The organism is Rhizobium sp. X9 (genome assembly GCF_018873185.1).
GTDB lineage: Bacteria > Pseudomonadota > Alphaproteobacteria > Rhizobiales > Rhizobiaceae > Agrobacterium > Agrobacterium oryzihabitans.
Genome location: NZ_CP071312.1, coordinates 206,680 through 233,221, shown reverse-complemented (window position 1 = coordinate 233,221; position 26,542 = coordinate 206,680). Strand labels below are relative to the sequence as shown.

Genomic DNA, 26,542 nt, shown 5'->3' with positions numbered 1-26,542 from the left:
TCAAGCGTCGTTCATAGGGGCGTTCGGCGGTTGCCTGCCTTCAGTCGGATTCTTAAACCCTAATGTCTGCCGCAAATCGCACCTCCAAGGCCCATGAGTAGGCCACGTGACTTCTGGGCCAGGTTGACGCGCCACATACCTCTGCATAACGAACCCATAACAAAATAAAATATATTTAATTACTTGAAATGTATTTTACTTAAAAATTAACTTATTTACCGCAGGGTCTCTCAACTCAATGATCTGACGGGAGCTTGAGAATTCCATGCGGAACCCCATCAGCGTGCGGACGTCTGCTTCGCTTTCGCAAGCCAGGCAAAAGGGAAGAAAACCTCCGCAGTTGCGTACGGGTCTCGGGCAATCGAGCGCATCGTCTGGACGAATCATTATCGGGAGAGAGCGAGAATGAGACTACCAATATCCTACCTACTAGGCGGCATGTCTGTTGTTATGGTGACGGTCGCAGCGCTGCAAGGATTGTTCGCCGCCCATTCGTTCGCCAGCCTAAACTCAGACGTAACGAGAGTTGTGGGACAACGAGTTCCGTCGTTTGCTTTGCTCGGGCAATTGAACTCCGATCTCGGAGACGTTCGCATTAATCAGGGAGGGATCCTCCAATCGCGTCCAGAAAAGAAGGCGGAATTCCAGAAGCGCCTCGAAAAAGTTACGGCTGAGATCAACGACAACATCGAGAAGTATCGATCTTTGGCGGTCGATGATGCCGACAAGGCACTTCTTGCATCGTTTCAAGAACACTGGACCACGACGCTTTCAAGGTGGAGCGATGTCCAGAAGATGTTGGCGTCAGGAGATACCGCTCGCGCTCGCGAAACATTCTATGGTGACGCCCTGACAGCATATGACAAGGCTGGTGAGACACTGCAGCAAGCCTTGGATGACGTGGCGCAAGACACCGCCAATGAGGGTGCCGTCGCACTGGAAAGAACCGCGGCTGGCAAGCTCTCGACTATAATCGCGCTGGCAATCACGGTGCTAATCGGTATCGGAGTCGCTGTCTGCGGAGCTTTGGCCATTGCTCGGCCATTGTCTCGGATGACGAAAGTCATGGCGAAGCTAACTGAGGGTGATGTCGAAATCGATATCCCTTCCCGTGGTCGCAACGATGAGATCGGCGATATAGCGGCTGCGTTAGAGGTCTTCCGACAGGCAGCCATCTCCAACAATCGCCTGGAGGCGGAAGCAAAGGAAGCTCGTGCGAGGTCGGAAGCCGATCGAGTCAGAACTCAGGAAAGGGCAGAGGCCGATGCTGCCGAACGCCTTAGAGTGGCGACATCTGGACTGGCAGAAGGGCTGCGTCGTCTCGCAGGCGGCGATCTTTCGTTCCAATTGACCGAACCTTTCTCGACCGAATTCGAAACTCTGCGCCACGACTTCAATCAGTCTGTGGTCCAACTCGGGACGACGCTTATGCAAGTCTCTTACTCCATAGCGACCCTCGACGGTGGTACGCGCGAAATCGCCTCTGGAACCAACGATCTTTCGAAGCGAACCGAGCAACAAGCGGCGTCACTTGAAGAGACCGCCGCAGCTCTCGATCAAATCACGGTTAACGTCAGCAATTCGGTTAAGCGGACCGATGAAGCGAGAGCGTTAGCCGAGAAGGCGAATGCGTCCGCTGTCAAATCGACTAACGTCGTTGGACATGCTGAGGAAGCGATGCGTAAAATCGAGGGAAGCTCGCGCCAGATCTCAAGTATCATAGGCGTTATCGACGAGATTGCTTTCCAGACAAATCTTCTTGCCCTTAATGCCGGCGTTGAGGCGGCGCGGGCAGGCGAGGCGGGCAAGGGCTTTGCTGTCGTTGCACAAGAGGTTCGCGAACTCGCGCAACGATCCGCGCGCGCTGCAAGAGAAATAAAGGATCTGATTCAGACCTCCGGATCTGAAGTTGGGGAAGGCGTTAGGCTTGTGAGAGACGCTGGAGACGCGTTGGCCACGATTGGTCGGTTCATCGCGGAAATGAACCAGCATATGGAGGCGATCGCAACGTCGGCAAATGAGCAATCTTCGGGTCTTAGCCAGGTAAACGCTGCGGTAAATCAGATGGACCAGACCACGCAACAAAATGCGGCAATGGTTGAGGAAGCCACGGCTGCGGCGAACACGCTCGCCGGCGAGTCGGGAAAACTTGGCACCCTGGTCGCGCGCTTCAAGCTTCCGGATACAGCAACAGCGCAAACCTCGGGCCTCCGCGAGGTGGCAACCCAAATGGCAACACCCGCAACGACACGCCCGGAGCTTCATGTGGTGTCCACCCGGTCCTTCGCTGCCCGGAGCGCAACCGCCGCCGGCAAAGTCCCAGTGGAGGATTGGCAGGAGTTCTAACCCAGCGAAGCGTAGCTGTTTGATCGACAATCCATGTAAGCAAATCGCCGACCATTCTTCGGAGGGAATGGTCGGCGATAGGCAATTTTGCCATCGAGGCGGGAACGGCCGGGTAGGCAATGGTATGGCGAACCGCGAGCCATGCCCGAAGATCGCCGATTATCAGTCACCCCAGTTAGGGGCCTTGTCCAAACCATCGAGAATTATTTTGGTTGTCAGGTTGAGATGCTCACCCATTAACTTGGTAGCCAAGTCTACATTTCGGGCAAGGCAAGCATCACTCAAAGCCTTGTGCTCCGATGCAACATCTCGTTCCGCATCGAAGAGTGGCACGGACAGCCAGCGGTATCGCTCGCTGCGAAGATACAGTGTGTTTCTAACCCAACTTAGCCACGGATTGTTCGCTCCTGACACAAGTGCCTCATGGAAAGCACTGTGAGCGCTGGACCATTCACGGTTCAGGTTTTTTTTGCCGTCCGCGTTTTCTTCCCAATACGGGGTGCGCGACAAACGGTGGAACGTTGCCACGACGGCAGTCTCCCACTCAACTCCACCCAGATCGATCGACTTCACCAGGCACAGGTTCTCGATATCGATCCTTGCGGCAGTCAAATACTTGAGATCCGAGGTTGAAACCGGGGCAACCCGATATCCCTTTTGAGGTTCTGCGAGGACAAAGCCTTCTGCGGTCAGACGGGACAGAGCTTCCCGAACGCCACTCAAGCTAATGCCGTGCTCTTCCGTCAGGGGTCCGATCAGCAGTTTTGCGTTAGGCCGGAGACGGCACGTGAGGATATCCGCCTTCAGCAGATTATATGCCGTCTCGGCCATGGTGGCGCTTTTCGCACCTTCCCCCACGTTCATAAGTTTCTGCTCCATGGTGCTCCCTAATTCTTGCGAGATTGTCGCAAAAAATATATTTTACGTTGACGAATAGATATTCCTAGCATATCAAGATTTCAGTTCAAAGGCGAGAGATCTATAATGCGCTTCGCAATCTTTTCGAAAAACGACGTTCGCGGTATCGCGCTGGTAGACAATGCCGGCGGTGCCAAGGGTTTGCTCGAGACGGATACCAATTATCCTGGTGACCTCGACGCTCTGGTGAAAAAGGGCGACGGTGCGCTCGCAGATGCAGCGAAAGTGCTCTCTAGTGCGCCTGCCGTAGCGCTGCAGGAGGTCCGGGTTCTGCCGCCTTTCAGTAAGTCAAACAAGGTCCTCTGTGTTGGGCTCAATTACTCCGATCATACCGCAGAAACGCACTACAAGCAGCCGGATCACCCAACGATTTTCCCGCGTTTTGGCTCCACGTTGATTGGCCACAAGGCAGCAATCGTACGTCCCAAGGTGTCGCAGGCGCTCGATTATGAAGGCGAGGTCGTCGCGGTAATCGGTCGTCCAGGCCGCTATATCGCGGAGAGCAATGCTCTCGATCATGTTATCGGGTACACGATCTTCAATGACGGCTCAGTCAGGGATTATCAGCATCGTACGCCTCAGTGGACGCTGGGTAAGAACTTCGAGAATACCGGCGCGCTGGGGCCGCTATTCGTCACCGCAGACGAGCTTCCGCAGGGCGCAAAGGGCCTCAAGCTGGAAACTCGGCTAAACGGCGAGGTGGTGCAGTCGTCAAACACGGACAATCTGATTTTCAGCGTCGAGAACCTCGTAGCGGCGGTGAGCGAAGCCTTGGCGCTTGAGGCGGGCGATCTTATTATCACAGGCACGCCCGCAGGCATCGGTCATTCGCGGAAGCCTCCGCTTTACATGAAGCCGGGCGATGTCGTCGAAGTAGAGGTCGAAGGAATTGGCACGCTGGAAAATCACGTCGTAGACGAGATTTAGTCGGCCGGTCGAGGAGGAAGATCGCCATGACACAGATCAAGCATCAGTATCAACCGAACCGTAGGCCGGGGGAGCTCGGCGTTCACTCGCTGAACCACTTCGCACTTACGGTGCCGGATCTTAGCACTGCTGACCAGTTCTATAAGTCTTTCGGCCTCGACACGCGAGCTGCTGGCGATCGGTTGGCGCTACACACATTCGGTCGGCAAGAGCAATGGGGGGTTCTTGTCGAGGGTAGCCAGAAGCAACTCCATCACCTCTCGTTCGGCATATTTGAAGACGATGTTGCGCTCTTCAAGCGTCATGTCGAGGATTGCGGGGTCAAGCTCCTTGATCCTCCGCTTGGAATGGAATCCAACGGCCTGTGGTTCCAGGATCCAGACGGAATGTTCATCGAGCTGAAGGCTATGCCTAAGAGCTCACCCGACGAGAAGCAGTCCGCGACTTTCACTTCGACGCCCGCTGGCGTTCCCGGCGCACCCAAGAACAGTCAAAGGCCAAACGTGTCTCCCACCCGTCTGGCGCACTGCTTGATGTTCACCCGCGATGTGCAGGCGGCCATCACGTTCTATCATCGCGTCCTCGGAATGCGTCTGTCAGACCGGAGCGGGAACGATATCGCGTTCATGCATGGCATACATGGGAGCGATCATCACATGATCGCATTTGCCCGCTCCGATGCGCCCGGACTTCATCATTGCAGCTGGGATGTTTCCGGCGTCAATGACATCGGTATGGGTGCAATGCAGATGGCCGACAAGGGCTACTCGAAAGGTTGGGGCTTGGGCCGCCACGTCCTCGGGTCGAACTATTTCCACTACGTTCAAGACCCATGGGGAAGCTACAGCGAGTACTCCTGCGACATGGATTACATCCCGGTTGAGCAGAACTGGGAGGCGGCCGATCATGAAGCCGAGGACTCGTTCTACATCTGGGGCCCCAAGCCGCCGGAAGATTGGACGGTCAATTATGAAGCAGAGAACCTGCGGTAGCGCCGCTCGTACCTGATCTAAAGAATTCAAGCCTGCAGTGCACGCCAAAGCGATTGTGAGACCTCTCACATTCGTTGCTGGTGAGGCGCGCGCATGCCTGACGATGGTTCGGCTCCGACAGATGTCAGGCCGTTACACGCCTGCAAAGGCAGACAACTAGCTCGAAGAAAAGGGGAGTGCATAACATGCATGCAAATAAACAAAATCTTCGTACTCACGGGAGAATGGTCGTGTTGCTCGCGTGCGCGGCATCGCTGACGTACTCGTCGGCGTTTGCGCAATCTGCGAAAGTAGTCACGTTCTGGAAGGCTCCGCATCATGCCCAGGAAGCGGAACTCTGGCAGCCGATCATCGATGAATTTCAGAAGCAGCACCCCGACGTAAAAATCGAACACGTTGTGACGCCTTGGGCCACGTGGCAGGAGCAGTATTCGTCTGCTTTCGCCAGCGACAGCCCGCCATGCGTTTCGTACATGCCGGATTCTTACGGCACCTCCTTTATCTTCGGGAATAAACTGGTTGACCTGAGCGATGCGAAATACGCTGACCAGGTGAAGGATGGATACGGCCCGAACTGGAAGGCGGCCAACTTCGGTGGCATCCAGGCCGGGATTCCCTTCGCTGGCGCGCCCACGATGTGGATGTACAACAAGGATATCTTCGACAAGGCCAAGGTTGCCTATCCGAAGGACGATTGGACATTCGACGACTTCAAGAACACTTTGAAGGCCCTGAAGGACGCGGGCGTTGAAGTTCCTGCGAACATCCCGACGGGTGGCTTCGCCGGTGGCGGTTTCCAAGGCTACCTCCCGTTCCTGTGGTCAATGGGCGGGGATCTGCTCACCAAGGATCAAAAAGCGCCAGCTGCGAATAGCCCCGAAGCCGTAGCCGCGCTGAAGTTCGTCAAGAGCCTCTTCGATGAGGGCTTGGTCGCGCCTGTTGGCTCCTATACGCACCTCGAAGGCGAAGATCTGTTTGTCCGCGGGGGGATGGCCATGGACAACATGGTTGCAGAGTACCTCGGTACGCTGCGCTCTCAGGCACCAGACCTTCATTACGGAATCGTTCGCGCACCCAAGGGCCCGGCACTCCAAGCCAATTTCGGGAACTGGGGCTTCTTTGCTCTGTCCAAGGATTGCAAGGCCAAGGATGAAGCTTTCGAATTCATGAAGTTCATCACGTCGAAGGAAAACACTGAAAAGTACCTCGGCGCTGTCGGTTTGTATCCTGCACGCACGGACACGACCCTCTTCGCCGACAAGCCTGAGGAGAAGCAGTTCCTTGCTGGCATGCAGTACAACAAGAACGTCCCGATCGTGCCCAAGGGTCAGGAACTGATCGACGTCTTCTTCCGTGAGATCGAAGGCGCCCTTACCGGCCAGGTGACGCCGGAAGAAGCCAGCGAGAACGCACAGCAAGCGATGCAGGCGATCATCAAGTAGTAGCTGAAAACTGAAAGTGAGAAAGGGTCTCCTGTGAAAAACAGTCGCTCATCCACTCTAGTCGCACTGGCTTTCCTGGGCCCCTTTCTCGCGATGTTCGCGATTTTCATGGCGTATCCTCTTGCAGAAACGCTTTGGCTATCGCTGCATCGCGGAGGCCTCATCGGCGGACTAGAATTCAATGGCCTGAATAGTTATTTCGACGCATTTCACGACCGTGCGTTTGTGCGAGCAATGCTCTTCACCATCACTTATGTCGTGTTGATCATTCCAACGGTATTGCTGATTTCGCTGCTATTGGCACTTCTGGTCACCAAGAGCTGGGTACGGGGTGCGAATGCGTTTCGTGCGCTCCTGTTCCTGCCGAACCTTATGCCGATGGCTACCTTGGCAGTGCTTTGGACCTTCATGGTTCATCCCCAAATCGGTCTCATAAACATGGGCTTCAAGTCGCTTGGCTTGGTGCCACCCGTCTGGCGAGGCAGTGCCTCCGCGGCAACTGCCTCGATTGTTCTGGTCGAACTGTGGCGGGGTATCGGGTTTTACATGATCACATTCATGGCGGGCATCGTGGCGATTCCGCGCGAACTCTACGAAGCGGCCAAGATGGACGGGGCAACGGACTTCCAGCAGTTCATGTTCGTGACGTTGCCCAACCTCCGTAAAACGATCTTCTTCTGCGTCGTTATCGCGACGATCTTCAATCTACAGGTCTTCGACTCGATCTTCGTGGTTACAGGCGGCGGCCCCGCTGGCGCGACCGAGTCAGTTGCCTGGTACATCTTCTCAAATGCTTTCCGATACGATCAGATCGGGCGTGCTTCGGCCATGGCAACCTTGCTTTTCATCGCCATCGGAGCTCTCACGTTCGTGCAGTTTCGCCTCTTTCGGAAAATGTAAGGAAAGGCGAAAGCGATGAAAATCGGCAAAATATTCGGGTACCTTGTGTTGGCCGCGATGGCCGGTCTGGTGATCTACCCGATCGCATTCATGATCTCGCTGTCGTTTCAGAACGCCACCCAGATCTTTAGCGAACCCGGTCGGATTATTCCGGCCGAGCCCACCATTGGCAACTACGTCAAGCTGATTTCGGAAGGCAACATTCTAAAGTGGCTGACCAACAGTGCGATCGTGGCGGTCTCCACGACAATACTCAAACTCTTCATCGATTCACTGGCTGGTTTCGCTTTTGCTCGCTTGAAGTTCCGCTACAAGGATTTGCTGTTCGGACTTGTCATTGCCACAATGATGGTCCCCGTAGCCGTGACGATGATACCGCGGTTCCTGCTTCTGAAAGAAGCTGGTCTGTTAAATTCGCTCTGGGCTCTGATCCTCCCATATCTTGCCTACCCGCTTGGAATTTTCCTTCTGCGTCAGGCGATCAGTGAGATCCCGGAAGAATTGGACGAAGCCACCATCATGGATGGCGGAACTATGTTCGACGTCTACTGGCGGGTCATCCTCCCGCTGGTAAAGCCTGCCTTGGCGGTCGTGGCGATCACGACATTCATGGCTCAGTGGGTCGATCTGTTGTGGCCTGTAGTTTCCATTAACGCGACCGAGCTGCGAACCGTCACGGTCGGCGTTGCCACGATGAAATCAGAGCAGACCACCAATCAATGGGGCTTGATCATGGCGGCTAATACCCTGGCAGTCCTCCCAATCATCGTTGTCTTCCTCTTCGCCCAACGGTTCTTCATGTCCGGGCTGACGGCGGGAAGCGTTAAGTAGGTTATCGAAAATGAGTCAGATCGAGCTGAAGCAAGTCGCTAAGAAGTATTCCGTCCACGAGGTACTTCGAAATATCAACTGTTCCGTTGAATCCGGGGAATTTCTCGTTCTTGTCGGTCCGTCCGGATGCGGAAAGTCAACACTGCTGCGGATGATCGGTGGTCTCGAGGACATCAGTTCCGGAGATTTGTCGATGAATGGCAAAGTCCTGAACGACGTGCAGCCTCGCGAGCGCGGGATGGCTATGGTCTTTCAGAATTATGCGTTGTATCCCCAGCTCACGGTTGCGGAGAATATCGGCTTCCCGCTGAAGCTTCGTCGCGTTAAAAAGGAAGAGCGTACCCGGCGCGTAAAGGAAGTCGCCGCCTCGATCGGCCTGAGCCATCTGCTTGATAGGAAGCCGAAAGAACTCTCGGGCGGCCAAAGACAGCGTGTTGCGATCGGTCGTGCGATCGTTCGTGAGCCTAGTGTGTTCCTCATGGACGAACCACTGTCGAACCTCGACGCAAAGCTTCGTGTCGACATGCGCGCAGAACTTCGCGCCCTTCACAGCAGGCTTGGTATCACCACCATCTACGTTACACACGATCAGACGGAGGCAATGACGCTCGGTACACGAGTTGCTGTGCTGCGTCCGTTGACGGAAACGATGTCGACGAACCTCCAGCAGATTGCCAGCCCTGCAGAGATGTATCGCCGTCCGGCGAACGTGTTCGTTGCTGGCTTCGTCGGAAGCCCCAGCATGAACATGATGCTGGGAGCCGTCGAGAGTAAGGGTAGCGATTTTCGAGTTTCCGTTGGTAGCGGCTATTTCGATTTTGAAAGTGGGGATCGTCTCGCACCTCTACTGAGGGCCGCTGTCGGTAAGCAGGTAATTGTTGGCGTGCGGCCAGGGGACTTCGAAATCGGGAGAAACGGATCCGAGCTTTCAGGCACCGTGAAAGACAGTGAGCTCCTTGGTGACGACATCGCGGTCCAGGTTCAAATCGACGCGCCTTGTGTGCCCTATGATTGGCGGTTCGGTGAGCAAAAACTCGAAAGCCTAAGCAAGACTGCAACGATCGTAGCTAGGCTGCCGGCGACGGCATTGCCTGCCCGCGGTGAAAAAATTTCACTGAAGGCAAAAAGCCAGCGGGTCATGTTATTTGACGCTGCTCACGGAAAGAACATGGAGTTGGTGTGAGATGGCAAGTCGCCTCTACGTTTCCCCCCACCTAGATGACGCGGCCCTCAGCTGCGGCGGTCGCATATCTCGCGACATCGCCAATGGCGACGATGTACTTGTGCTCAACATATTCACGGCGGACCCACCGGAAGAAGGACTGTCCCCTCTAGCTGAGCACTACCATAAAGAATGGAGCAATGGTGCCGCAAGCTATCAGGTCCGTCGCCAGGAAGAAGTAGCGGCGATGGGAACGTTACGCTGCCAATACATCAACGCCGGATTGTTGGATGCCATCTACCGGAGGGGCGACGGTGGAGAGTTTTATATGAGCAATCTCGAGCTGTTCGCGAAGTCGACCCCTGAGTGGGACGGCAATGTCAAAGAACTCATCCGGAAAGCACTGCAGCGCATGTTCCAGTCGCGGCACTGGACTACTGTTTACGCGCCTTTGGGCGTCGGCGGCAACGTCGACCACATTCAGGTAAGAGACGCCCTTGTGAGCCTCCGGAATGATATCCCGAACACGGAAATCATGCTTTACGAAGAAATCCCTTATGCCATGCAAAGCTACCCGTGGCCGGAATATGACTCCACGCAGGAAGCGCTGAAGAGATTTCCGAGAGCGGGGGAACCCGATGTCGCGTCGATCTCCTTCGATTACAAGGCGCCGGCGATCGGTGCCTATACCAGTCAGCTCGAGGGTCTATTCGGCTCGATGGGAACTGCGATCGAGAAGGTCGAGGCGTACGCCAAGAAACTCGGAAACGGGAGTCCGGCCGAGCGCGCCTTCTATATGACCAAAAATTGAGGAACGGAAGCCAGATGAGCGACCTGCACACTCCGCCGCTATTCCGGAAGCTTGGAAAAAGTGACATCACCGTCAGCTCGATGTCGTGGGGTATGTGGCGGTTTGGCCAACGGGAAGGGGATCCCGCACGGTCTCTAATCGAAGCCGTTTTAGAGACGGGTGTCACGCTTTTTGATACGGCCGACATCTACAGGCCGGACGATCAGCCATTCGGCACGGCGGAAAGAGTGCTAGGCGATGTCTTCGCGGCAAGCCCATCGCTGCGCGACAAGATGGTTCTTGCGACAAAGGGCGGCATCGACTTCGGGACGTATGATTCCTCGGCGGAGTATCTAGCGTCCGCCATTGACGGTTCGCTGGCTCGCCTTCGTACGGACTATGTCGACCTCTGGCAGGTACACCGTCCGGATATTCTGACGCACCCGGCGGAGATCGCATCGGTGCTCCAGAAGGCTTATGAGGCCGGGAAAATTCGATCCGTCGGGGTTTCGAATTTCACGACGGAACAGACGAGGGCACTTCTCGCATTTCTTGACCTTCCTCTTGTCAGTCATCAGGTGGAGTTTTCTCCGCTGGCACTCGACCCGATCGTCGATGGAGTTCTCGACCAGGCGATGGAGCATAATCTGGCAGTTCTCTGCTGGTCGCCTCTCGGCGGCGGAAGGCTTGGTTCGCCGCAGGACGACAGAAGCAAAACGGTCGCGGCGGCACTTGACGAAAAGGCTGAGCGGGAGGGCGTCTCGCGCGCAGCTGTTGTCTACAGCTGGCTGATGGCTCATCCGTCGCGTCCGATACCGATCGTTGGAACACAGGATATTCAACGTATCAAAGACATCCCGAAGGCGTTTGTGCCCAGGTGGACCCGGAAAGAGTGGTACGCCATCTTTGTTGCTGCGACAGGGCGGCCCTTGCCATAAAGGGGTATGTCGTGGTGGTTTCTGAGGAGGCCGATTTCTTGGTGTCTTGGCCCATGGACATCCAACCCGATGGCGCGTTCTTGTTCGACATGGACGGCACGCTCGTCGACTCGACATCCGTCGTTGAGCAACTTTGGCTGGATTGGTCAGATAGCCACGGTCTCGACTACTCGTCGATAATCGCAGTTGCCCACGGAAGACGAGACGTTGACGTCATCCAAGAAGTTGCGCCGTGGCTTGACGCGGAAGAAGAAGCGATTTGGATCCTGAATGAAGAGCTCAAGCGAACCCATGGCCTCAAGGCGGTGCCAGGGGCAGCTAGGCTTCTTTCAAACCTCGATCCAGCGAAATGGGCAGTCGTAACATCAGCATCAGACGAACTAGCCCGTATGCGTCTAGGCGCTGCAAACTTGCCGGTTCCCCCGGTCCTTGTCAGCGCCGAGGACGTATCGGTTGGAAAGCCCGATCCACAGGGCTACCTGCTGGCTGCTGCGAGACTGGGTTGCGACATACGCCATTCAATCGTGTTTGAGGATACGGTAGCTGGTCTTACCGCTGGAAGCGTAGCCGGCGCATCGGCTGTATTGGTGAAAGCCACGGCGGCCGCGAGAACCATTGAGTGGCCAGCGAGCATTCGGGACTTCCGCGATGATCGCTTACGACTATCGCGTAAGCTGTGAGGCGGTCATACCCGCTATCAGAATTCCGGTGAGGATCGCGTTTTCCTAACTGACGCGGTCAGCACAGCAATCAGGTGCGATCCGACTCAGGCAAATCGGAGAAGTGCCGCGGCGAAGTGCGGTCCTACTATGTATAAAATGGATCTGCTGGATATGCAGATCGTGCGCATGGGAGGGCAAAATGTGGGTGATTAGCCGCTAAACTCCAATTCACTTTAAGCCGACAAACTGGGGCAAATCGTGGACACGAACCTTCTAATAGTCACCGCGCTTATTGCGACGACCGTCGGTCTTTGGGCAACTGGAAAGCTACCAGAGTACCTGACTGCGCTCCTGTTTTTCACTTTCGCGATGATCTTCGCTGTCGCGCCAGCCTCTGTCGTCTTTTCAGGCTTTGCCTCCTCGGCCTTTTGGTTGGTGGTAAGTGGATACGTGATCGGCATCGCGATCGCAAAAACCGGGCTAGCGGCCAGAGTTGCTCGGGTTCTCGCTGCGCGCTTAGCCAGTTCCTATCCGCGCATGGTATTCGGCACAGTGGGACTGAGCTACGCGCTGGCCTTCGTCATGCCGTCGAACATGGGCCGCATCGCACTTCTAATGCCTATCGTTTTGGCGCTAGCAGACCGCACGGGCTTTAAACAAGGACGCGCCGGTAGAACCGGATTGGCATTGGCCGTGGGATTTGGCACCTTCCAGCTCTCGGCCTCGATCCTACCGGCGAATGTCCCCAACCTCGTGATGGCCGGCGCGATCGAAGCCAACTACGGCTTGCATCTTTCTTACGTTCCATATCTCTTGCTTCATGCACCGGTTCTCGGTGTCCTGAAGGGGATCGCATTATCGGTATGCGTCCTGATCCTATTCCGGGATAGTCCCGACATGGCGACAGAGCTGGAACCCGCCAGTCCATTTTCGCCGCCTGAAAAGCGACTTGCAGTAATCTTGATGGCCACACTTGTTCTGTGGTTTACAGACTCGATACATGGCATAGCGCCCGCTTGGGTCGGGCTTTTCGCAGCTTGCATTTGTCTGCTTCCGAAGGTCGGCTTCGTCAGCGGTGAGGAATTTGGCAAGGACGTCAACCACCGTACTGCCATCTACGTTGCTGCGATTCTTGGCCTTGCGGCTTTAGCAGGCCAGAGTGGTTTGGGTACGGTCGTTGGAACGGCGCTGTTGAGGTTCGCGCCGCTTGATCCCTCAGCATCGTTCCTGAGCTTTGCTTCGATCGTCGGCATCACGACGGCGCTAAATTTCATTGTGACAGCGAACGGTGTCCCTGCACTCTTCACGCCACTAGCCAATTCCTTAGCATCGGCTTCAGGGTTGCCTCTGCTCACGGTTTTGATGATTCAGGTGATCGGCTTCTCTACCCCGCTGCTTCCGTACCAAGCGTCTCCGATTGTTGTGGCGATAGGGATGGGGAAAGTACCCATGATGGCGGCTGTGCGTCTCGGAATTGCTCTTGCAGCGATCACCTTTCTAGTCCTGTTGCCAATCGATTACATATGGTTCGGCCTTTTGGGCTGGATGTGACCGCCGGTGTCGTCCTAACGGCGACCGACCCATCAAGCGCTAGTTCTAACGACTAAGCTGCCTGGTATGACACGTACTGAACCGTCGTCTGAGGGCCTAACGGTGTCGTCGTTGATCATGTCCAGAGCTTCCCGGATCATCCGATCAACCGGCTGCTGGATTGTTGTCAGTTGGTAAGAAGTCCAGGAAGCCATCGGAATACCGTCGAAGCCGATAACTGCAACATCCTCACCGATTTTCAGACCCCGCTCCTTTGCAACGTCGATGGTAGCGAGCGCCATAATGTCGTTGCAGCAGAAAATGGCATCTGGCGAGCCGCTTCCTGAAAGGAGTGATGTCGCCGCTGCGTACGCTCCGTGGTAGGAGAAATTGCCGACTGCCTCCCCGTGAACGGTCATCCCGGCCTCTCGCAACATATCCTTAAATCCGCGAGACCGTTCGACATGGGTCGAGGTGTTCGTGATGCCCCCGATGAACCCAATTCGCTTGCGCCCCGTCGTTATGAAATGACGTGCAACGTCCTGCCCCCCGCCGTAATTATCGCAGGCGATGCAATTTATTTTGATGTTTCTTTGGATGCGATTGAGCAAAACAACCTTGATCTGATGTTGCCTACACGCGCGCGCCATGCCGGAGGAAAGCGAAGCCGACGTGACAATCACCGCGGCTGGCCGCGCCGCTAGGATCTGTTCGGTTATGGCGTCGGTATCCTGGCCAGCGGGTAACGCATAAACGAGCAACTGTTTGTTGGATAGCTGGAGCTGCTTAGCGAGCCTATCGAGAACCATCGGATAAAACGGATTGAGAAGATCGCCTGCCACAAGAGTGACCGTGTTTGCCGCAATTGCCTCGGCCGTGCGGCGGGCGGGACTGATGTAGCCGATTGCCTCGGCTGCCGCGAGAATCTGCCTTCGTTTTTGAGGATCCAGCGATGCTCCCGGCGTAAATGCCCTCGATACTGCGGACAATGACACCCCCGCAGCGTGGGCAACTTCTTTGGCGGTCGGTTTCATAGGAGGCCTGAAAATTTTTCACTGGAGCGCTGAAAACTTGCAATCCCCTTCTATCACCATATCCTCGCGCTCGAAAGGGAGAACACTCTTATGGCAATCACTTATCTGAAACGCGGCAAACCCGAACAGGCCCGCTCCGAAGACGATGCTAAGGTTCGCGCAACCGTCGAAGGTATCCTCAATGATATCGAGATCCGCGGAGACGCGGCCGTCCGCGAACTGTCGGAGAAGTTCGACAAATACACGCCGGCGTCGTTCCGCCTGAGTGAAGGCGAAATCGAAGCGCTCATGAACCGGGTTTCCGCGCGGGACATGGAAGACATCAAGTTCGCGCAGGCGCAGGTCCGCAATTTCGCCCAGGCCCAGCGCGACTCCATGTTGGATATCGAAGTCGAAACGCTCCCGGGCGTCATCCTCGGACACCGCAACATCCCGGTTCAATCCGTAGGTTGCTACATCCCAGGCGGTAAATTCCCGATGGTCGCTTCCGCTCACATGTCGGTAGCTACGGCCTCGGTAGCAGGCGTGCCTCGCATTATCGCTGCAACCCCTCCATTCAAGGGCGAGCCGAACCCGGCCGTGATCGCCGCCATGAAACTTGGCGGTGCACATGAAATCTATGTGATGGGCGGTATTCAGGCGATTGGTGCTATGGCGATTGGCACCGAAACGATCAAGCCAGTCGACATGCTCGTCGGTCCTGGTAACGCCTTCGTTGCCGAAGCCAAGCGCCAACTTTACGGTCGCGTTGGTATCGATCTCTTCGCGGGCCCCACCGAAACCATGGTCATCGCGGACGAGACGGTGGATGCTGAAATCTGCGCAACTGACCTCCTTGGGCAGGCGGAGCACGGCTATAATTCGCCTGCTGTTCTTCTTACTAACAGCCGTAAGCTGGCTGAAGCAACCTTGGCTGAGATTGATCGGCTTCTCGGTATTCTCCCAACCGCCGATACGGCGCGCCGCAGCTGGGAAGATTATGGCGAAGTCATCGTGTGCGATACACACGAAGAGATGCTCGACGTCGCGAATGACATCGCTAGCGAGCACGTTCAGGTCATGACCGATCGCGATGATTGGTACCTCCAGAATATGCACAGCTACGGTGCTCTTTTCCTCGGTCCTCGGACAAACGTCGCCAACGGTGACAAAGTCATCGGTACGAACCACACGCTGCCGACCAAGAAGGCCGGGCGTTACACTGGCGGCCTGTGGGTCGGCAAGTTCCTCAAGACGCACAGCTACCAGAAGGTTCTGACCGACGAAGCTGCGGCGATGATCGGCGCGTATGGATCGCGTCTGTGCATCCTCGAAGGTTTCGTGGGACATGCCGAGCAGTGCAACGTCCGCGTTCGACGCTACGGTGGTCGCAACGTCGGTTATGGGCAGGCCGCCGAATGAGTGCCCCGTCGCTGCCAAGGACGCCATCGTTCCGCTTAGACGGGAAGTCAGCACTTGTGGTTGGTGCGTCATCTGGAATCGGCATGGCAGCGGCAGTCGCTCTGGCCGAAGCGGGCGCGCAGGTCACTCTTGCGGCCCGTTCGGCAGACAAATTGGAGCGGACCGTCGAGGAGTTGGTGAAGGTGGGCTTGGCTGCTACCGCGCTCTCCCTCGACGTCCAAGACATTGCGGCAACGGAGCAGGCCATCGAGGCCTGCTCCCCGTTCGACGTTTTGGTAAATAGTGCAGGGCTCGCACGTCACGGCCCTGCGCTTGAAACCACATTGACGGATTTCGACACCGTCATGGGTATTAACGTCCGGGGTGCCTACTTCGTTACTCGAGCAGTCGCACGGAAATTGATCGCTGCAGGGAAGCCTGGCTCGCTTATCAACATTTCCTCGCAGATGGCTCATGTCGGCGGGATCGATAGGGCGGTCTACAGCGCCACCAAACACGCCATCGAGGGCTTCACGAAGTCCATGGCGATCGAGTGGGGCAAACACGGGATTCGGGTCAACACCATATGCCCAACGTTCATTCGCACTCCGCTGGCTGAGCAGACCTTTGCCAATCCCGAACGGGTTCGCTGGATTGAGGAGAAGATCAAGCTCGGACGCATCGGGGAGCTTGAAGACATTATGGGGCCAGTGACATTCCTGGCGTCAGATGCAGCTGCAATGATTACCGGATCAGCTTTGCTTGTAGATGGCGGCTGGACGGCGGACTGACTGGAGCAATAGGGGAGAGATATGAGAATAGGGACGCCGCGGGAGATATCTGCCGGTGAGGCACGCGTCGCGATGACGCCTGACAGTGCCACGCAACTGCAGAAAATCGGATACGCTTGTTTTCTTGAAGCGGGCGCTGGCAAGGCGGCGGGCTTCTCCGACGATGCTTATCGAGCGGCAGGAGTAACATTGGTCGATACCGCTGCGGCCCTGTTCGAGGCCGTCGATGTCGTGGCCAAGGTCCGTCCTCCTGAAAAAGACGAGCTCGCTAGATTGACGCCTGGCAAGACGCTGATCTCATTCTTCTACCCCGGCCAGAGTAAAGACCTGGTGGAGCAGGCAAAAGCAACCGGCGCAAACGTGATCGCCATGGATATGGTACCGCGCATCTCGCGGGCCCAGAAAATGGACGCGCTTTCCTCGATGGCAAACATCGCGGGCTACCGTGCAGTTATCGAAGCGGGCAACAATTTTGGCCGCTTCTTCACGGGCCAAGTAACGGCGGCAGGCAAGGTTCCGCCAGCCAAGGTTCTGGTTATCGGAGCGGGAGTCGCCGGCCTCGCCGCGATCGGCACTGCGACTTCTCTTGGCGCTATCACCTATGCATTCGACGTGCGCCCGGAAGTCGCCGAGCAAATCGAGTCGATGGGTGCCGAGTTTGTTTTCCTTGATTTCAACGAAAGCCAACAAGACGGTGCAGCGACGGGCGGCTATGCTGCTCCGTCATCGCCGGAGTTCCGCGAAAAGCAGCTTGCTAAGTTTCGGGAGCTCGCGCCGCAGATCGACATAGTCATCAGCACCGCGTTGATTCCGGGTCGGGATGCACCGAAACTGTGGTTGGCGGACATGGTCGCAGCCATGAAGCCTGGCTCGGTTATCATCGACCTTGCTGCAGAACGTGGCGGCAATTGCGACCTTACAATCGCCGATCAGAAGGTGGTGTCGGAGAACGGCGTCACCATCGTCGGTTACACCGACTTCCCCAGCCGCATGGCGGCACAGTCATCGACCCTCTATTCGACCAACATCCGACACATGATGACGGATCTAACGCCTGCGAAGGACGGTAAGCTCGTCCACAACATGAGCGACGACGTGATCCGGGGCTCGACCGTCGCATATCAAGGCGAAATCACTTTCCCGCCACCGCCGCCCAAAATCCAAGCGATCGCAGCGCAAAAACCTCGTGAGAAACACAAGGAGCCAACACCTGAAGAGAAGCGTGCTATCGAAGTCGCGGCATTCAAAGCTCAAACGAAGAGCCAAGGTTTTCTGCTTCTCGTAGGCACCTCGCTTCTCCTCCTGGTCGGAGCGTTTGCGCCTTCAAGCTTCATGGCGCACTTCGTCGTTTTCGTTCTTGCCTGCTTCATTGGGTTCCAGGTGATCTGGAACGTGTCGCACTCATTGCACACGCCGCTGATGGCCGTAACAAACGCAGTTTCCGGCATCGTCATCCTTGGCGCTTTGTTGCAGATCGGGTCTAGCAGTTGGCTCGTCGTGGTGCTGGCGGCTCTCTCGGTGCTCGTCGCCACCATCAACATCGTTGGTGGGTTCCTTGTGACACGGCGCATGCTCGCCATGTTCCAGAAGTCTTGATCGGGTAGGATTCAACATGACGATCGGTATTGTTTCGGCAGCCTATATCGCTGCCGCGGTTCTATTCATCTTATCTCTGGGCGGCCTCTCTGGTCAGGAAAGCGCCAAACGAGCTGTGTGGTATGGCATCGTCGGAATGGCGCTTGCCGTTGTTGCGACCATCTTCGGCCCGGGTGTTGGTAACTGGGCGATCATCTTAGGCATGATCGCCGTAGGTACGGTAGTCGGTACCTTGGTTGCAAGCCGTGTGCAGATGACTGAGATGCCACAGCTCGTAGCAGCCCTGCATTCCTTCGTAGGTCTTGCAGCCGTGTTCATCGGGTTCAACGCCCATCTTGAGGCGGAGCACGTTCGAACGCTTGACGAAGCGGGAAGAGCCGCGCTCTCAGGGTTTGCGGCAATCCTTGCTCATAAGACTCCTGTCGAGCTTGCGATCATGAAAGTAGAGGTCTTTCTCGGTGTCTTTATCGGTGCTGTCACGTTCACCGGTTCGGTCGTCGCCTTCGGTAAGCTGGCAGGCAAAGTCGATGGCAAGGCGAAGAAGTTGCCAGGCGGCCATTTCCTGAATGCGGCCGCAGCCGTGCTATCACTCATCCTGCTGCTCATGTACGTCAACGGTGGAGGAGTTTGGACGCTGCTGTTGATGACGCTGCTTGCCTTCTTCATCGGCTACCATCTGATCATGGGTATCGGTGGCGCGGACATGCCTGTAGTCGTGTCGATGCTAAACAGCTATTCCGGTTGGGCTGCAGCGGCAATTGGTTTCACTCTCGGCAACGATCTCCTCATCGTCGTCGGCGCGTTGGTCGGCTCTTCCGGCGCAATCCTTTCCTACATAATGTGCAAGGCAATGAATCGATCGTTCGTTTCGGTCATCCTTGGTGGTTTCGGTGGCGCGGCGGGACCGCAGATGGAAATCGTTGGCGAGCAGATCGCGATTGATGCGGATGGTGTCGCGGCCGCACTCAACGACGCGGATTCCGTGATCATCGTTCCCGGCTACGGAATGGCGGTCGCCCAAGCTCAGCAATCGGTGTCGGAACTGACGCGCAAACTCAGGGCTGCCGGCAAGAACGTTCGCTTCGCTATCCACCCGGTAGCTGGCCGCCTGCCAGGCCATATGAACGTGCTGTTGGCAGAGGCGAAGGTGCCTTACGACATCGTTCTGGAGATGGACGAAATCAACGAGGACTTCCACGAAACGGATGTGGTGATCGTCATCGGTTCCAACGATATCGTCAATCCTGCTGCAGAAGAGGATCCGAATTCGCCGATCGCAGGTATGCCGGTACTTCAGGTGTGGAAGGCGAAACAAGTGTTCGTTTCTAAACGTGGGCAGGGGACCGGTTACTCCGGGATCGAGAACCCGCTCTTCTTCAAAGAGAACACGCGGATGTTTTACGGCGATGCCAAGAAAAGCATCGATCAGCTGGTAGCCCTACACACTTAGGCCGCTAGCAGACGCGGCCGGGTTATAGCCTTTGTTCGATGTCGGGATAGTGACCGAGCCGTTGAAAACCGGTGGCCCACGGGCCACCGGAAACGTTTGAGGCAGCTAAACGACGCCAACCGCTGAGAGATGGCTTTCCAAAGCTCCGAGGCCATCGGAGGCCGCTGTGCCAGCTATATAGCCATCCGGGCGCACCAGTACCCAATCACCCGCTTTAAGAGCGTAGATAGCAGAGAAATGGCCCTGGTCGTCATGGTAGTCTCCGCCAGCTCCGATGGTGTGCACATGCAATCCCTGCCTGGATGAAACAGTTCCACCTCCAACCTCATATCCTAGCAGGGTCCAATGCGGTCCCTTCAACAGATTGAAAACGCGAGCCGGCTGTCCTGCCGCTCCACGGATCGACGCATCGGGCGCACGACTGCCGGCGATCAACAACGCGTCTGGCTTGGATGTCCGCAAAGACACCTGTGAGCTTTCATAGGAAACATCCAGTTGGTGGACCTCGCGTCCGCGACGCATGTCGCCGTGCCTAGCCTTTTCCAGCAGACCCGTTGCCAAGCCAAGCATTCCGGCAGCGATGGGACGTCGCTCTGCCTGATAGCTATCTAGCAGCCAATCCGGCGCGCCAGATAGGACGCCGTCTAGTTTCCAACCGAGATTGTAAGCGTCTTGCACGCTGGTGTTAAGACCTTGGCCGCCAGTTGGGGGGTGAATGTGCGCGGCATCCCCGACGAGTATTACGCGACCGACCCGATATCTTTCCGCTAGGCGCGCATTCATGCTGTAGCACGAAGCCCAAGCTACATCGCGCACAGTGATCTTGCCGATGGGAAGCCTACTGTCGATGAAGGATTGTAGAGCTTCAACAGAGAGTTCCATATCGCCGTCGTGCGAAATAGGTGCTTGAAGCTGAAATACGTCCCCGTGCGGTAACGGGCAAAAGGAGATTTGCCTTGCCATATCTCCATCGTTAAAGCGGTGCCACGCGTCGCGCGGGAGACCGTCCAGCGAGATGTCGGCGACGATGGCCCTTATTCCAAGCGTTTTGCCAGGGAACTCCACACCCAACGCATGGCGGACCACCGAACGTCCGCCGTCCGCCCCGACGAGGTAACGGCAAACAATTGTCTCCTTGCCATTCGCTCCATCGACTTGAGCTTCAACGCTATCGTTAGTCTGCTCGAAACCAATCAGCTCCAAGCCATACTCGGGAGCGCCCCCAAGCTCGGCTAGCCGATTGCGCATAGCCAACTCCGTCAGGAATTGCGGAATAAGGAGGGGAGTGCGGTAAGGCTCACCGACGATCGGCGCTTCGAGAGCCATGTTCTGCTCGTCGCGATAACTGTCATCCCCGCGATGAAGTCGCTGCGGGGGATATTTGCTGCCGGCAGCAGCAATCCGGTCGACAATACCAAGATCCTCAAAAACCTCCAACGTACGGGGTTGGATGCCTTTTCCTCGCGAACCTGAAAAGGGAACATCGAGCCTATCAATCAGACGGAACGAAACGCCTCGGCGGGCAAGATCAATAGCTAGCGTCAAGCCAGCCGCCCCAGCGCCGGAAATCAAAACATCAATCATGCTTATCCCTTTCAATGGGTGAACATAAGTGTATAATACACATATATTCAGGAGCAAAATGATGTCAACTAATAATGTGCAGAATACACATATCTTGGCCACTCTGCCCGAACTGCATAATTCGCTTCTTGAAATAGTCAGCGCCATAAATCGGCCCGAGCGAGATGAGGCCCTTCTCGAAAGGGCTGGCCTCAGTCTGGAGCGCGCCCTTTTTCCCCTCATTGTTATAATTGGGCGTTTGGGGCCTATCGGGATTGTCGATCTTGCGGGCCGCGTTGGACGCGACTACACGACGGTGAGCCGTCAGGTGGCAAGGCTCGAAGAACTCAAGCTTGTAACGCGCCAGGCCAGCGCCAATGACCGCCGCGTGCGAGAAGCAGCGATCACAGCCGAAGGGAAAGTTGTGACGACGGCTGTAGACGAGGCGCGGGGCCAAATGGCCGTCGAGCTTTTCAAAAACTGGAGCCACAAGGATTTCGATGATCTCGCTCGGCTACTGAAGCTGCTTGCTCAAGATTTCAGCGCCTTGCCTGAGAAGTAACTTGGTCGCAGGAACTCGGCCAGGAGGACTTCTCTACGCAATGATCGTCCCCGCCAGTTCCGTTCTATAAGGCGCGCAATAGGAATTCGCCTCACGAGGGTGAAGCTACGAAGAGTGACCCTACACGGCATTATATCTTCTAGTAGCCAACGTTCTTAGGAGATATATGGGGTCGAAATCTGGAGGCGCGCGAGAGGACGTAAACCACGTGGATCTCAAACAGCTGTCGAAAATGTTGGGCCTTTCCCAGACCACAGTAAGCCGCGCTTTAAGCGGATATCCAGAGGTCAGTGAGGAGACTCGCGGGCGAGTGCTGCGAGCGGTAGGGGAGACTGGCTATCGGCCAAACAAAGCTGCACAGCGACTGGCAACCGGAAAGGCCCGTTCAATTGGGCTTGTCATGCCAACAGCGCCTGCTCACCAATCCGACGTTCAGATTGGAGAATTTCTTATCGGGCTTGGCGAAGAAGCCGCGCGCCACGAATTTCACCTAGTGGTGATGCCCGCTGATCCTAACGACGAATTAGGGGCGCTCCGGCGGCTGGCTTACAGCGGAAATGTCGATGCGCTATTGGTGACCCACATGCGAGGACATGATCCCCGCTTGCAACTGCTGAAATCCCTTTCGATAACCTACATTGTGCATGGCCGTTCATTCGGAAGCGCGGACGATTATCCGTATCTCGATATCGACAACCAGAGTGCATTTTACCAAGCAACGCGGCTGCTTCTGCAGCTCGGACACACGCGCTTGTGTTTGCTAAATGGACCGGAACTTCTCGACTTTGCAGTCCGACGTAAAAATGGCGTTATCGGTGCTCTCGCGGAGCATGGGCTGAAGCTGGCTCCAGAGCACATCAGCCATTCGATGATGGATGACGAGCAGGGACAGCTAGCAATGAACGCGTTTTTAAGATCGCGAGAGCGGCCGACCGCCGTGATATGTTCGAGCACCGGTCTTGCGATTGGCGCGATCCGCGCGGTGAAACAAGCTGGACTGAGGCTCGGCGAAGACATTTCGTTGATCGCTCATGATGATGGGTTGCCGCATTTTAAGCCGGAGAATTTCCCGGTCCCACTAACAACAACGAGATCGTCGCTGCGAGCCGCTGGGGTTCGAATAGCTGAACGCCTCATCGGTACAATCACGCAGCAGGAGTCATTCCCAACGCAGGAGCTTTGGAAAACGGAGCTCATTGTTCGCGCATCGACTGGTGCCGCGCCATCCAGCGGATAAGAGTGCGACAATCGCCAGTTCTCGCCCCCAGAAGATTGGCTACCGCCGCCCGCACCCCGACGTGCCGATCTGCGCTCGGGGTTCGGATGTCCATGGAACGACACTGTTCTGTGGGCATGCGGTCGTCCGCCTTGGCAGGCGTCACCGACCGGGACTTTTGTTCCGACCCACCGTGACGACGGTCAAGCCGGACGCAGTAGTTCGGACTTTCTAGTTACAACGTGGAAGTGTTCTAGCGAGCGAGCCTTTCCACACGAAAATCCGAATAGCCGATCAGTCGAAGTCTGTCGCCAAGCCAGGCTGTTCTTTGTGTTCGAACATACGCTTGATCTGTTTCATCATAACGCGCTCAGACGACAGTTCAGCTGGAAGTTCGTACTGCCAAAACCACCGCACCTCAGACGTTTCGAGCCCAGTCGCCGGCGCTCCACCCTCGACCTCACACGTGAAGAACATCTTGCAGCAGGAGAACACACCAACGGGATGTCCTTGTCGGGTACGGTCCCAAACGGCCGCGAGCTTCGTCACACGGACCTGGTATCCGCTTTCTTCCCGGACCTCCTTCACGACGTTCTCGGCCGCCGTGAGATTGACGTCCGCCCAACCGCCGGGAAGCGTCCAACGTCCGTTGTCTGCGGTCTCGCGCACCAACAGTATGCGTCCTTCATCATCGAAGACCGCGCCTCGAACATCGACTTTGGGGGTCGCGTATCCGACTTGCCCAGCGAACAATCCCGCTATGATTTCCGGTGAGACATCGGAATGCCTATGGAAAATCTCAGCCGATAAAGCGAGAAGGCGCTCATAGCGTTCGCGGTCATAAGGGTCTTTGGTGAAAGTCAGCCCGCATTGGGCCATCGCTTGCAATTCCCGTGCCCAAGGAAGCCATTTCGGTTCGCTATAAGTCGTCATTCTCTTCTGCACCGGGGTTGGTTTTTTTCACGACGGCGTGTTTGCTGAAGGACGATCGCATTCCCTCGCTCACACCAAAGGCAGTATCGCACGATTTTGCGGCGATCAATTGATCGATCGAGTTCCACTCGACTTGCGCTCGATTATCTCGGAGGGTGTCACTCTAAGTATGCCCGCGTCAGGGCTGCCATCGCGAAGCATTATGGTGAGAACTTCGAGCGCTTCCTGGACCATCAGCTGAACATTTTGCCGAGCCGTGGTAAGTTGGTGGCTCGGCCAGGCAGCCATGGGAATATTGTCAAAGCCAGCCACTTTAACATCTGTTGGGACATCCAGCCCAAACTCGAAGCGAATTGCCTCCATCGCTCCAATAGCCATGAGATCGTTGGCACAAAAAATGGCATCCGGAGGTGATTTCGTACGCATTAGACGAACAGCGGCCTCGTAGCCACTCTCGTAGCTGTAGTTTCCATTCTCGATAAGCATCCCCGAGGAGCCATTGGCCATAAGGTAGCCTGCGTAACCAGCCAACCGCTCCTGACTTGGAAGGTTGTTGTCTGGAAGCCCAATATAGGCAAACCTTGATGCTCCATTCGCGACGAATATTTCTGCGATCCCACGGCCGCCCGTGACGTTGTCGCAGCAGATAGAAGCGACAAACTTGTTACGGACCTTTCCGTTGAACAGCACAACCGGGATACCCATGCTTGCGCATGTCGCCGCTGTCTCGGGAGATCGCATGGCCAGTGCCGAGATAATCGCATCAACCCGATAAGGCAAAATAGTCGGGATCACCGCGTCCATATATTGTACGTCTTTGACCGCGAAAAGCAGAATTCGGCTTCCCATTTCCTGGGCCATCAACGCAAAAGTTTCAACCGCGACTGCATAGTCGGGATGTTCTAGCCCCCCAACCACCAGCGCAATCAACGCTGATTTCCGTGTGAGCATCATCTTTGGGAAGACGCTAGGGCTGTAGCCCAGCTCCGCAGCGGCCTTTAAAACCTTTTCCCGCGTTTTGGCCGATACGCTGCCGCCGTCAGTGAAGGTTCGCGACACAGCCGACCTCGAAACACCTGCTCGCGCCGCCACGTCGAATGAAGACGCGTAGCCAGATTTATCGGACGGCTTTTTGGATGGCGTATCTTTTGTCATTCGCGTGCCTAAGGAAGGATTCTTTAGGGATATCCCGAGCGTACGGTATCGTCAAGATGCACAGCGTTCTAAACCAGAAACGAGCGAAAAACGATGAAAAATTTTCAAAAACAAGCATCGATAGTTCATTAACATACCGAATTTGCTTAGATATTATCAAATATGGATCGATCAAACTCATCACAAAACAAATTTGCAACGCTGTGCAGTTTTTGTTAAGGTTTGCTGGTCCGATAAATCTAACGAGCAGCCAAGCTGCCGGGGAACAAAACGATGAAGAAAGACAAGGATACTGCACGCCTTTCTCTTACCCGCCGTACCTTCCTAACAGTAGCCGGCGGCGCAGCTTTGGCCGCTCCTATGGTTCTCAAAGCCCAGGCTGCCGATAGCGGCGAGGTTGTGGTGATGGGATGGGCTCCATATTGGACCGCTGAAATGACGCAGCTGTTCAAAGCCAAGACGGGCCTCAAGTTGAGGATGATCGGCGCTGCGGCCGACCAAGAGATGTTCACAAAGGTGAGGGCAGGGGGCGCGGGCGACTATGACCTCGTCTATGCCAATGCCGGTTGGACACCTGTGTACAATCAAGCTGGCCTCATCGAGCCGATAGCCATTGACGAGGTTAAGGCGAGTTCCAACCTTTATCCAGAATTCCTCAACACCGCATCGCTTCCATTCGTTTCCTCGCCAGGAAAAGAGCTGCTGTTCTATCCGAACATGTGGTCTCCTCTGGCAATGGTTTGGCTGGATAGCGCCATTAAGGCCCCTGACACCGTAAGTTGGAAGATGCTGTGGGACGCTTCCATTAAGCCGGGAACGATACTGCTCGGCGGCGGCGGCGGCGATGATTTCCTTGCGGTTGGCGGCTTGGCGCTGGGGTTGAAGCGGGAAGAGGTCTACTCGATGAGTGCTGAACAGCTCGATACCGTTGTCGCGAATATGCGAAAATTGAAGCCGTTCCAGATCTTGTCGGGAGCTGAGCAGGAGTTCCGAGCTCGCTTCCGTAGCGGGAAAGCGACAATAGGCTTGGCCTCGCAGATCGGCGTCGCCGCATTGATCAACGCTGAAGCAAAAGAGGATATTGCAAAGGCGGCAATCCCCGTTGAAGGAAGCCTTGGTTGGGTTGATGGCCCGATGCTGATGAAAAATGCAAAGAACCGCGCCAATGCGATGGCCTTCTTGGAATTCATCGGCTCGGATGTCGATTATGGCAAGATGATTTTTAAGGAGACCGGTGGGTCTCCGTGCAGCCGGACAGTCACGGAGGCAATTGTTGCGGGTGGCGGCGACGATGCCCAGACCATCAAGACGATTCAGGCCGACAATCCGGCTCTGGCGACGCAGGTTGTGATGCAAGCTCCTCCAGCCGACCCCGTTGCCTACGCCGAGGCGTGGGACAAAGTTCTCGCATCATAAGTGGTTCG

General features: G+C 56.0%; 23 protein-coding genes. 18 read left to right on the top strand and 5 right to left on the bottom strand.

Annotated features, from left to right (window positions below; genetic code table 11):
- The first annotated feature begins 405 nt into the window (after window positions 1-405).
- Window positions 406-2,346 (top strand): methyl-accepting chemotaxis protein, encoded by a 1,941-nt coding sequence (locus tag JZY08_RS16220; protein ID WP_216332520.1) that lies wholly within the window; start codon window positions 406-408, stop codon window positions 2,344-2,346.
- Between the two features lie 162 nt (window positions 2,347-2,508).
- On the opposite strand, the gene JZY08_RS16215 is transcribed toward JZY08_RS16220, so the two are convergent.
- On the bottom strand, window positions 2,509-3,225 hold the full coding sequence (locus JZY08_RS16215) for a GntR family transcriptional regulator (protein WP_216332517.1): 717 nt from the start codon (window positions 3,223-3,225) through the stop codon (window positions 2,509-2,511).
- Window positions 3,226-3,330: 105 nt separating this feature from the next.
- Between JZY08_RS16215 and JZY08_RS16210 the strand changes: the two genes are divergently transcribed.
- The 10 genes from JZY08_RS16210 (at window position 3,331) to JZY08_RS16165 (ending at window position 13,459) form a co-directional block, all read left to right on the top strand.
- Window positions 3,331-4,191 (top strand): fumarylacetoacetate hydrolase family protein, encoded by an 861-nt coding sequence (locus JZY08_RS16210; RefSeq protein WP_216332515.1) that lies wholly within the window; start codon window positions 3,331-3,333, stop codon window positions 4,189-4,191.
- Window positions 4,192-4,217: 26 nt separating this feature from the next.
- Window positions 4,218-5,183, top strand: a complete 966-nt coding sequence (locus tag JZY08_RS16205; RefSeq protein ID WP_216332514.1) for a VOC family protein — start codon at window positions 4,218-4,220, stop codon at window positions 5,181-5,183.
- A 185-nt stretch (window positions 5,184-5,368) separates the two neighbouring features.
- Entirely contained in the window at window positions 5,369-6,625 is a 1,257-nt protein-coding gene (locus JZY08_RS16200; protein ID WP_216332512.1) for a sugar ABC transporter substrate-binding protein, read from the top strand.
- A gap of 33 nt (window positions 6,626-6,658) precedes the next feature.
- Window positions 6,659-7,525 (top strand): carbohydrate ABC transporter permease, encoded by an 867-nt coding sequence (locus JZY08_RS16195; RefSeq protein ID WP_216332510.1) that lies wholly within the window; start codon window positions 6,659-6,661, stop codon window positions 7,523-7,525.
- Window positions 7,526-7,540: 15 nt separating this feature from the next.
- Complete coding sequence (locus JZY08_RS16190; protein ID WP_216332508.1) at window positions 7,541-8,356, top strand: carbohydrate ABC transporter permease; 816 nt, start codon at window positions 7,541-7,543, stop codon at window positions 8,354-8,356.
- Between the two features lie 10 nt (window positions 8,357-8,366).
- A complete protein-coding gene (locus JZY08_RS16185) occupies window positions 8,367-9,539 on the top strand; it encodes an ABC transporter ATP-binding protein (RefSeq protein ID WP_216332506.1) in 1,173 nt (390 codons plus the stop codon).
- Window position 9,540: 1 nt separating this feature from the next.
- Entirely contained in the window at window positions 9,541-10,329 is a 789-nt protein-coding gene (locus tag JZY08_RS16180) for a PIG-L deacetylase family protein (protein ID WP_216332504.1), read from the top strand.
- Between the two features lie 14 nt (window positions 10,330-10,343).
- Complete coding sequence (locus JZY08_RS16175; RefSeq protein WP_216332502.1) at window positions 10,344-11,246, top strand: aldo/keto reductase family oxidoreductase; 903 nt, start codon at window positions 10,344-10,346, stop codon at window positions 11,244-11,246.
- A 53-nt stretch (window positions 11,247-11,299) separates the two neighbouring features.
- On the top strand, window positions 11,300-11,926 hold the full coding sequence (locus JZY08_RS16170; RefSeq protein WP_216332500.1) for an HAD-IA family hydrolase: 627 nt from the start codon (window positions 11,300-11,302) through the stop codon (window positions 11,924-11,926).
- Between the two features lie 240 nt (window positions 11,927-12,166).
- Window positions 12,167-13,459: an SLC13 family permease gene (locus JZY08_RS16165; RefSeq protein WP_253204123.1), complete on the top strand. Its 1,293-nt coding sequence runs from the start codon at window positions 12,167-12,169 to the stop codon at window positions 13,457-13,459.
- A 32-nt stretch (window positions 13,460-13,491) separates the two neighbouring features.
- Here JZY08_RS16165 and JZY08_RS16160 read toward each other — a convergent pair whose 3' ends face one another.
- Complete coding sequence (locus tag JZY08_RS16160; protein WP_216332499.1) at window positions 13,492-14,472, bottom strand: substrate-binding domain-containing protein; 981 nt, start codon at window positions 14,470-14,472, stop codon at window positions 13,492-13,494.
- A 90-nt stretch (window positions 14,473-14,562) separates the two neighbouring features.
- Here JZY08_RS16160 and hisD point away from each other — a divergent pair, with 90 nt between their 5' ends.
- The 4 genes from hisD to JZY08_RS16140 are packed head-to-tail and all read left to right on the top strand — an operon-like array spanning window position 14,563 to window position 19,689.
- The gene (hisD, locus tag JZY08_RS16155; RefSeq protein WP_216332498.1) at window positions 14,563-15,873 is read left to right on the top strand and encodes a histidinol dehydrogenase; all 1,311 of its coding nucleotides are present in this window, start codon (window positions 14,563-14,565) and stop codon (window positions 15,871-15,873) included.
- Window positions 15,870-16,643, top strand: a complete 774-nt coding sequence (locus tag JZY08_RS16150; RefSeq protein WP_216332497.1) for an SDR family NAD(P)-dependent oxidoreductase — start codon at window positions 15,870-15,872, stop codon at window positions 16,641-16,643. Before hisD ends, JZY08_RS16150 begins: the two co-directional genes overlap by 4 nt.
- 21 nt (window positions 16,644-16,664) lie before the next feature.
- Window positions 16,665-18,239, top strand: a complete 1,575-nt coding sequence (locus tag JZY08_RS16145; RefSeq protein WP_216332496.1) for a Re/Si-specific NAD(P)(+) transhydrogenase subunit alpha — start codon at window positions 16,665-16,667, stop codon at window positions 18,237-18,239.
- 16 nt (window positions 18,240-18,255) lie between these two features.
- On the top strand, window positions 18,256-19,689 hold the full coding sequence (locus JZY08_RS16140; protein WP_216332495.1) for an NAD(P)(+) transhydrogenase (Re/Si-specific) subunit beta: 1,434 nt from the start codon (window positions 18,256-18,258) through the stop codon (window positions 19,687-19,689).
- Between the two features lie 105 nt (window positions 19,690-19,794).
- Here the strand turns inward: JZY08_RS16140 and JZY08_RS16135 are convergent, their stop codons facing one another.
- A complete protein-coding gene (locus JZY08_RS16135) occupies window positions 19,795-21,273 on the bottom strand; it encodes an FAD-dependent oxidoreductase (RefSeq protein WP_216332494.1) in 1,479 nt (492 codons plus the stop codon).
- Between the two features lie 58 nt (window positions 21,274-21,331).
- Between JZY08_RS16135 and JZY08_RS16130 the strand changes: the two genes are divergently transcribed.
- Together JZY08_RS16130 and JZY08_RS16125 are read left to right on the top strand one after the other, a co-directional pair.
- Window positions 21,332-21,814 carry a MarR family winged helix-turn-helix transcriptional regulator gene (locus JZY08_RS16130; protein WP_216332493.1) on the top strand — a complete coding sequence of 161 codons (483 nt, stop codon included), beginning with the start codon at window positions 21,332-21,334 and terminating at the stop codon, window positions 21,812-21,814.
- 208 nt (window positions 21,815-22,022) lie between these two features.
- Window positions 22,023-23,051: a LacI family DNA-binding transcriptional regulator gene (locus JZY08_RS16125; RefSeq protein ID WP_216332491.1), complete on the top strand. Its 1,029-nt coding sequence runs from the start codon at window positions 22,023-22,025 to the stop codon at window positions 23,049-23,051.
- A gap of 273 nt (window positions 23,052-23,324) precedes the next feature.
- Here JZY08_RS16125 and JZY08_RS16120 read toward each other — a convergent pair whose 3' ends face one another.
- Together JZY08_RS16120 and JZY08_RS16115 are read right to left on the bottom strand one after the other, a co-directional pair.
- On the bottom strand, window positions 23,325-23,963 hold the full coding sequence (locus JZY08_RS16120; RefSeq protein WP_216332489.1) for an NUDIX hydrolase: 639 nt from the start codon (window positions 23,961-23,963) through the stop codon (window positions 23,325-23,327).
- A gap of 105 nt (window positions 23,964-24,068) precedes the next feature.
- Window positions 24,069-25,118, bottom strand: coding sequence for a LacI family DNA-binding transcriptional regulator (locus tag JZY08_RS16115; protein WP_216332487.1), 1,050 nt, complete (start codon window positions 25,116-25,118; stop codon window positions 24,069-24,071).
- A 273-nt stretch (window positions 25,119-25,391) separates the two neighbouring features.
- On the opposite strand from JZY08_RS16115, the gene JZY08_RS16110 reads away from it, so the two are divergent.
- Complete coding sequence (locus JZY08_RS16110; protein WP_216332485.1) at window positions 25,392-26,534, top strand: PotD/PotF family extracellular solute-binding protein; 1,143 nt, start codon at window positions 25,392-25,394, stop codon at window positions 26,532-26,534.
- The last annotated feature ends 8 nt before the right edge of the window (window positions 26,535-26,542 follow it).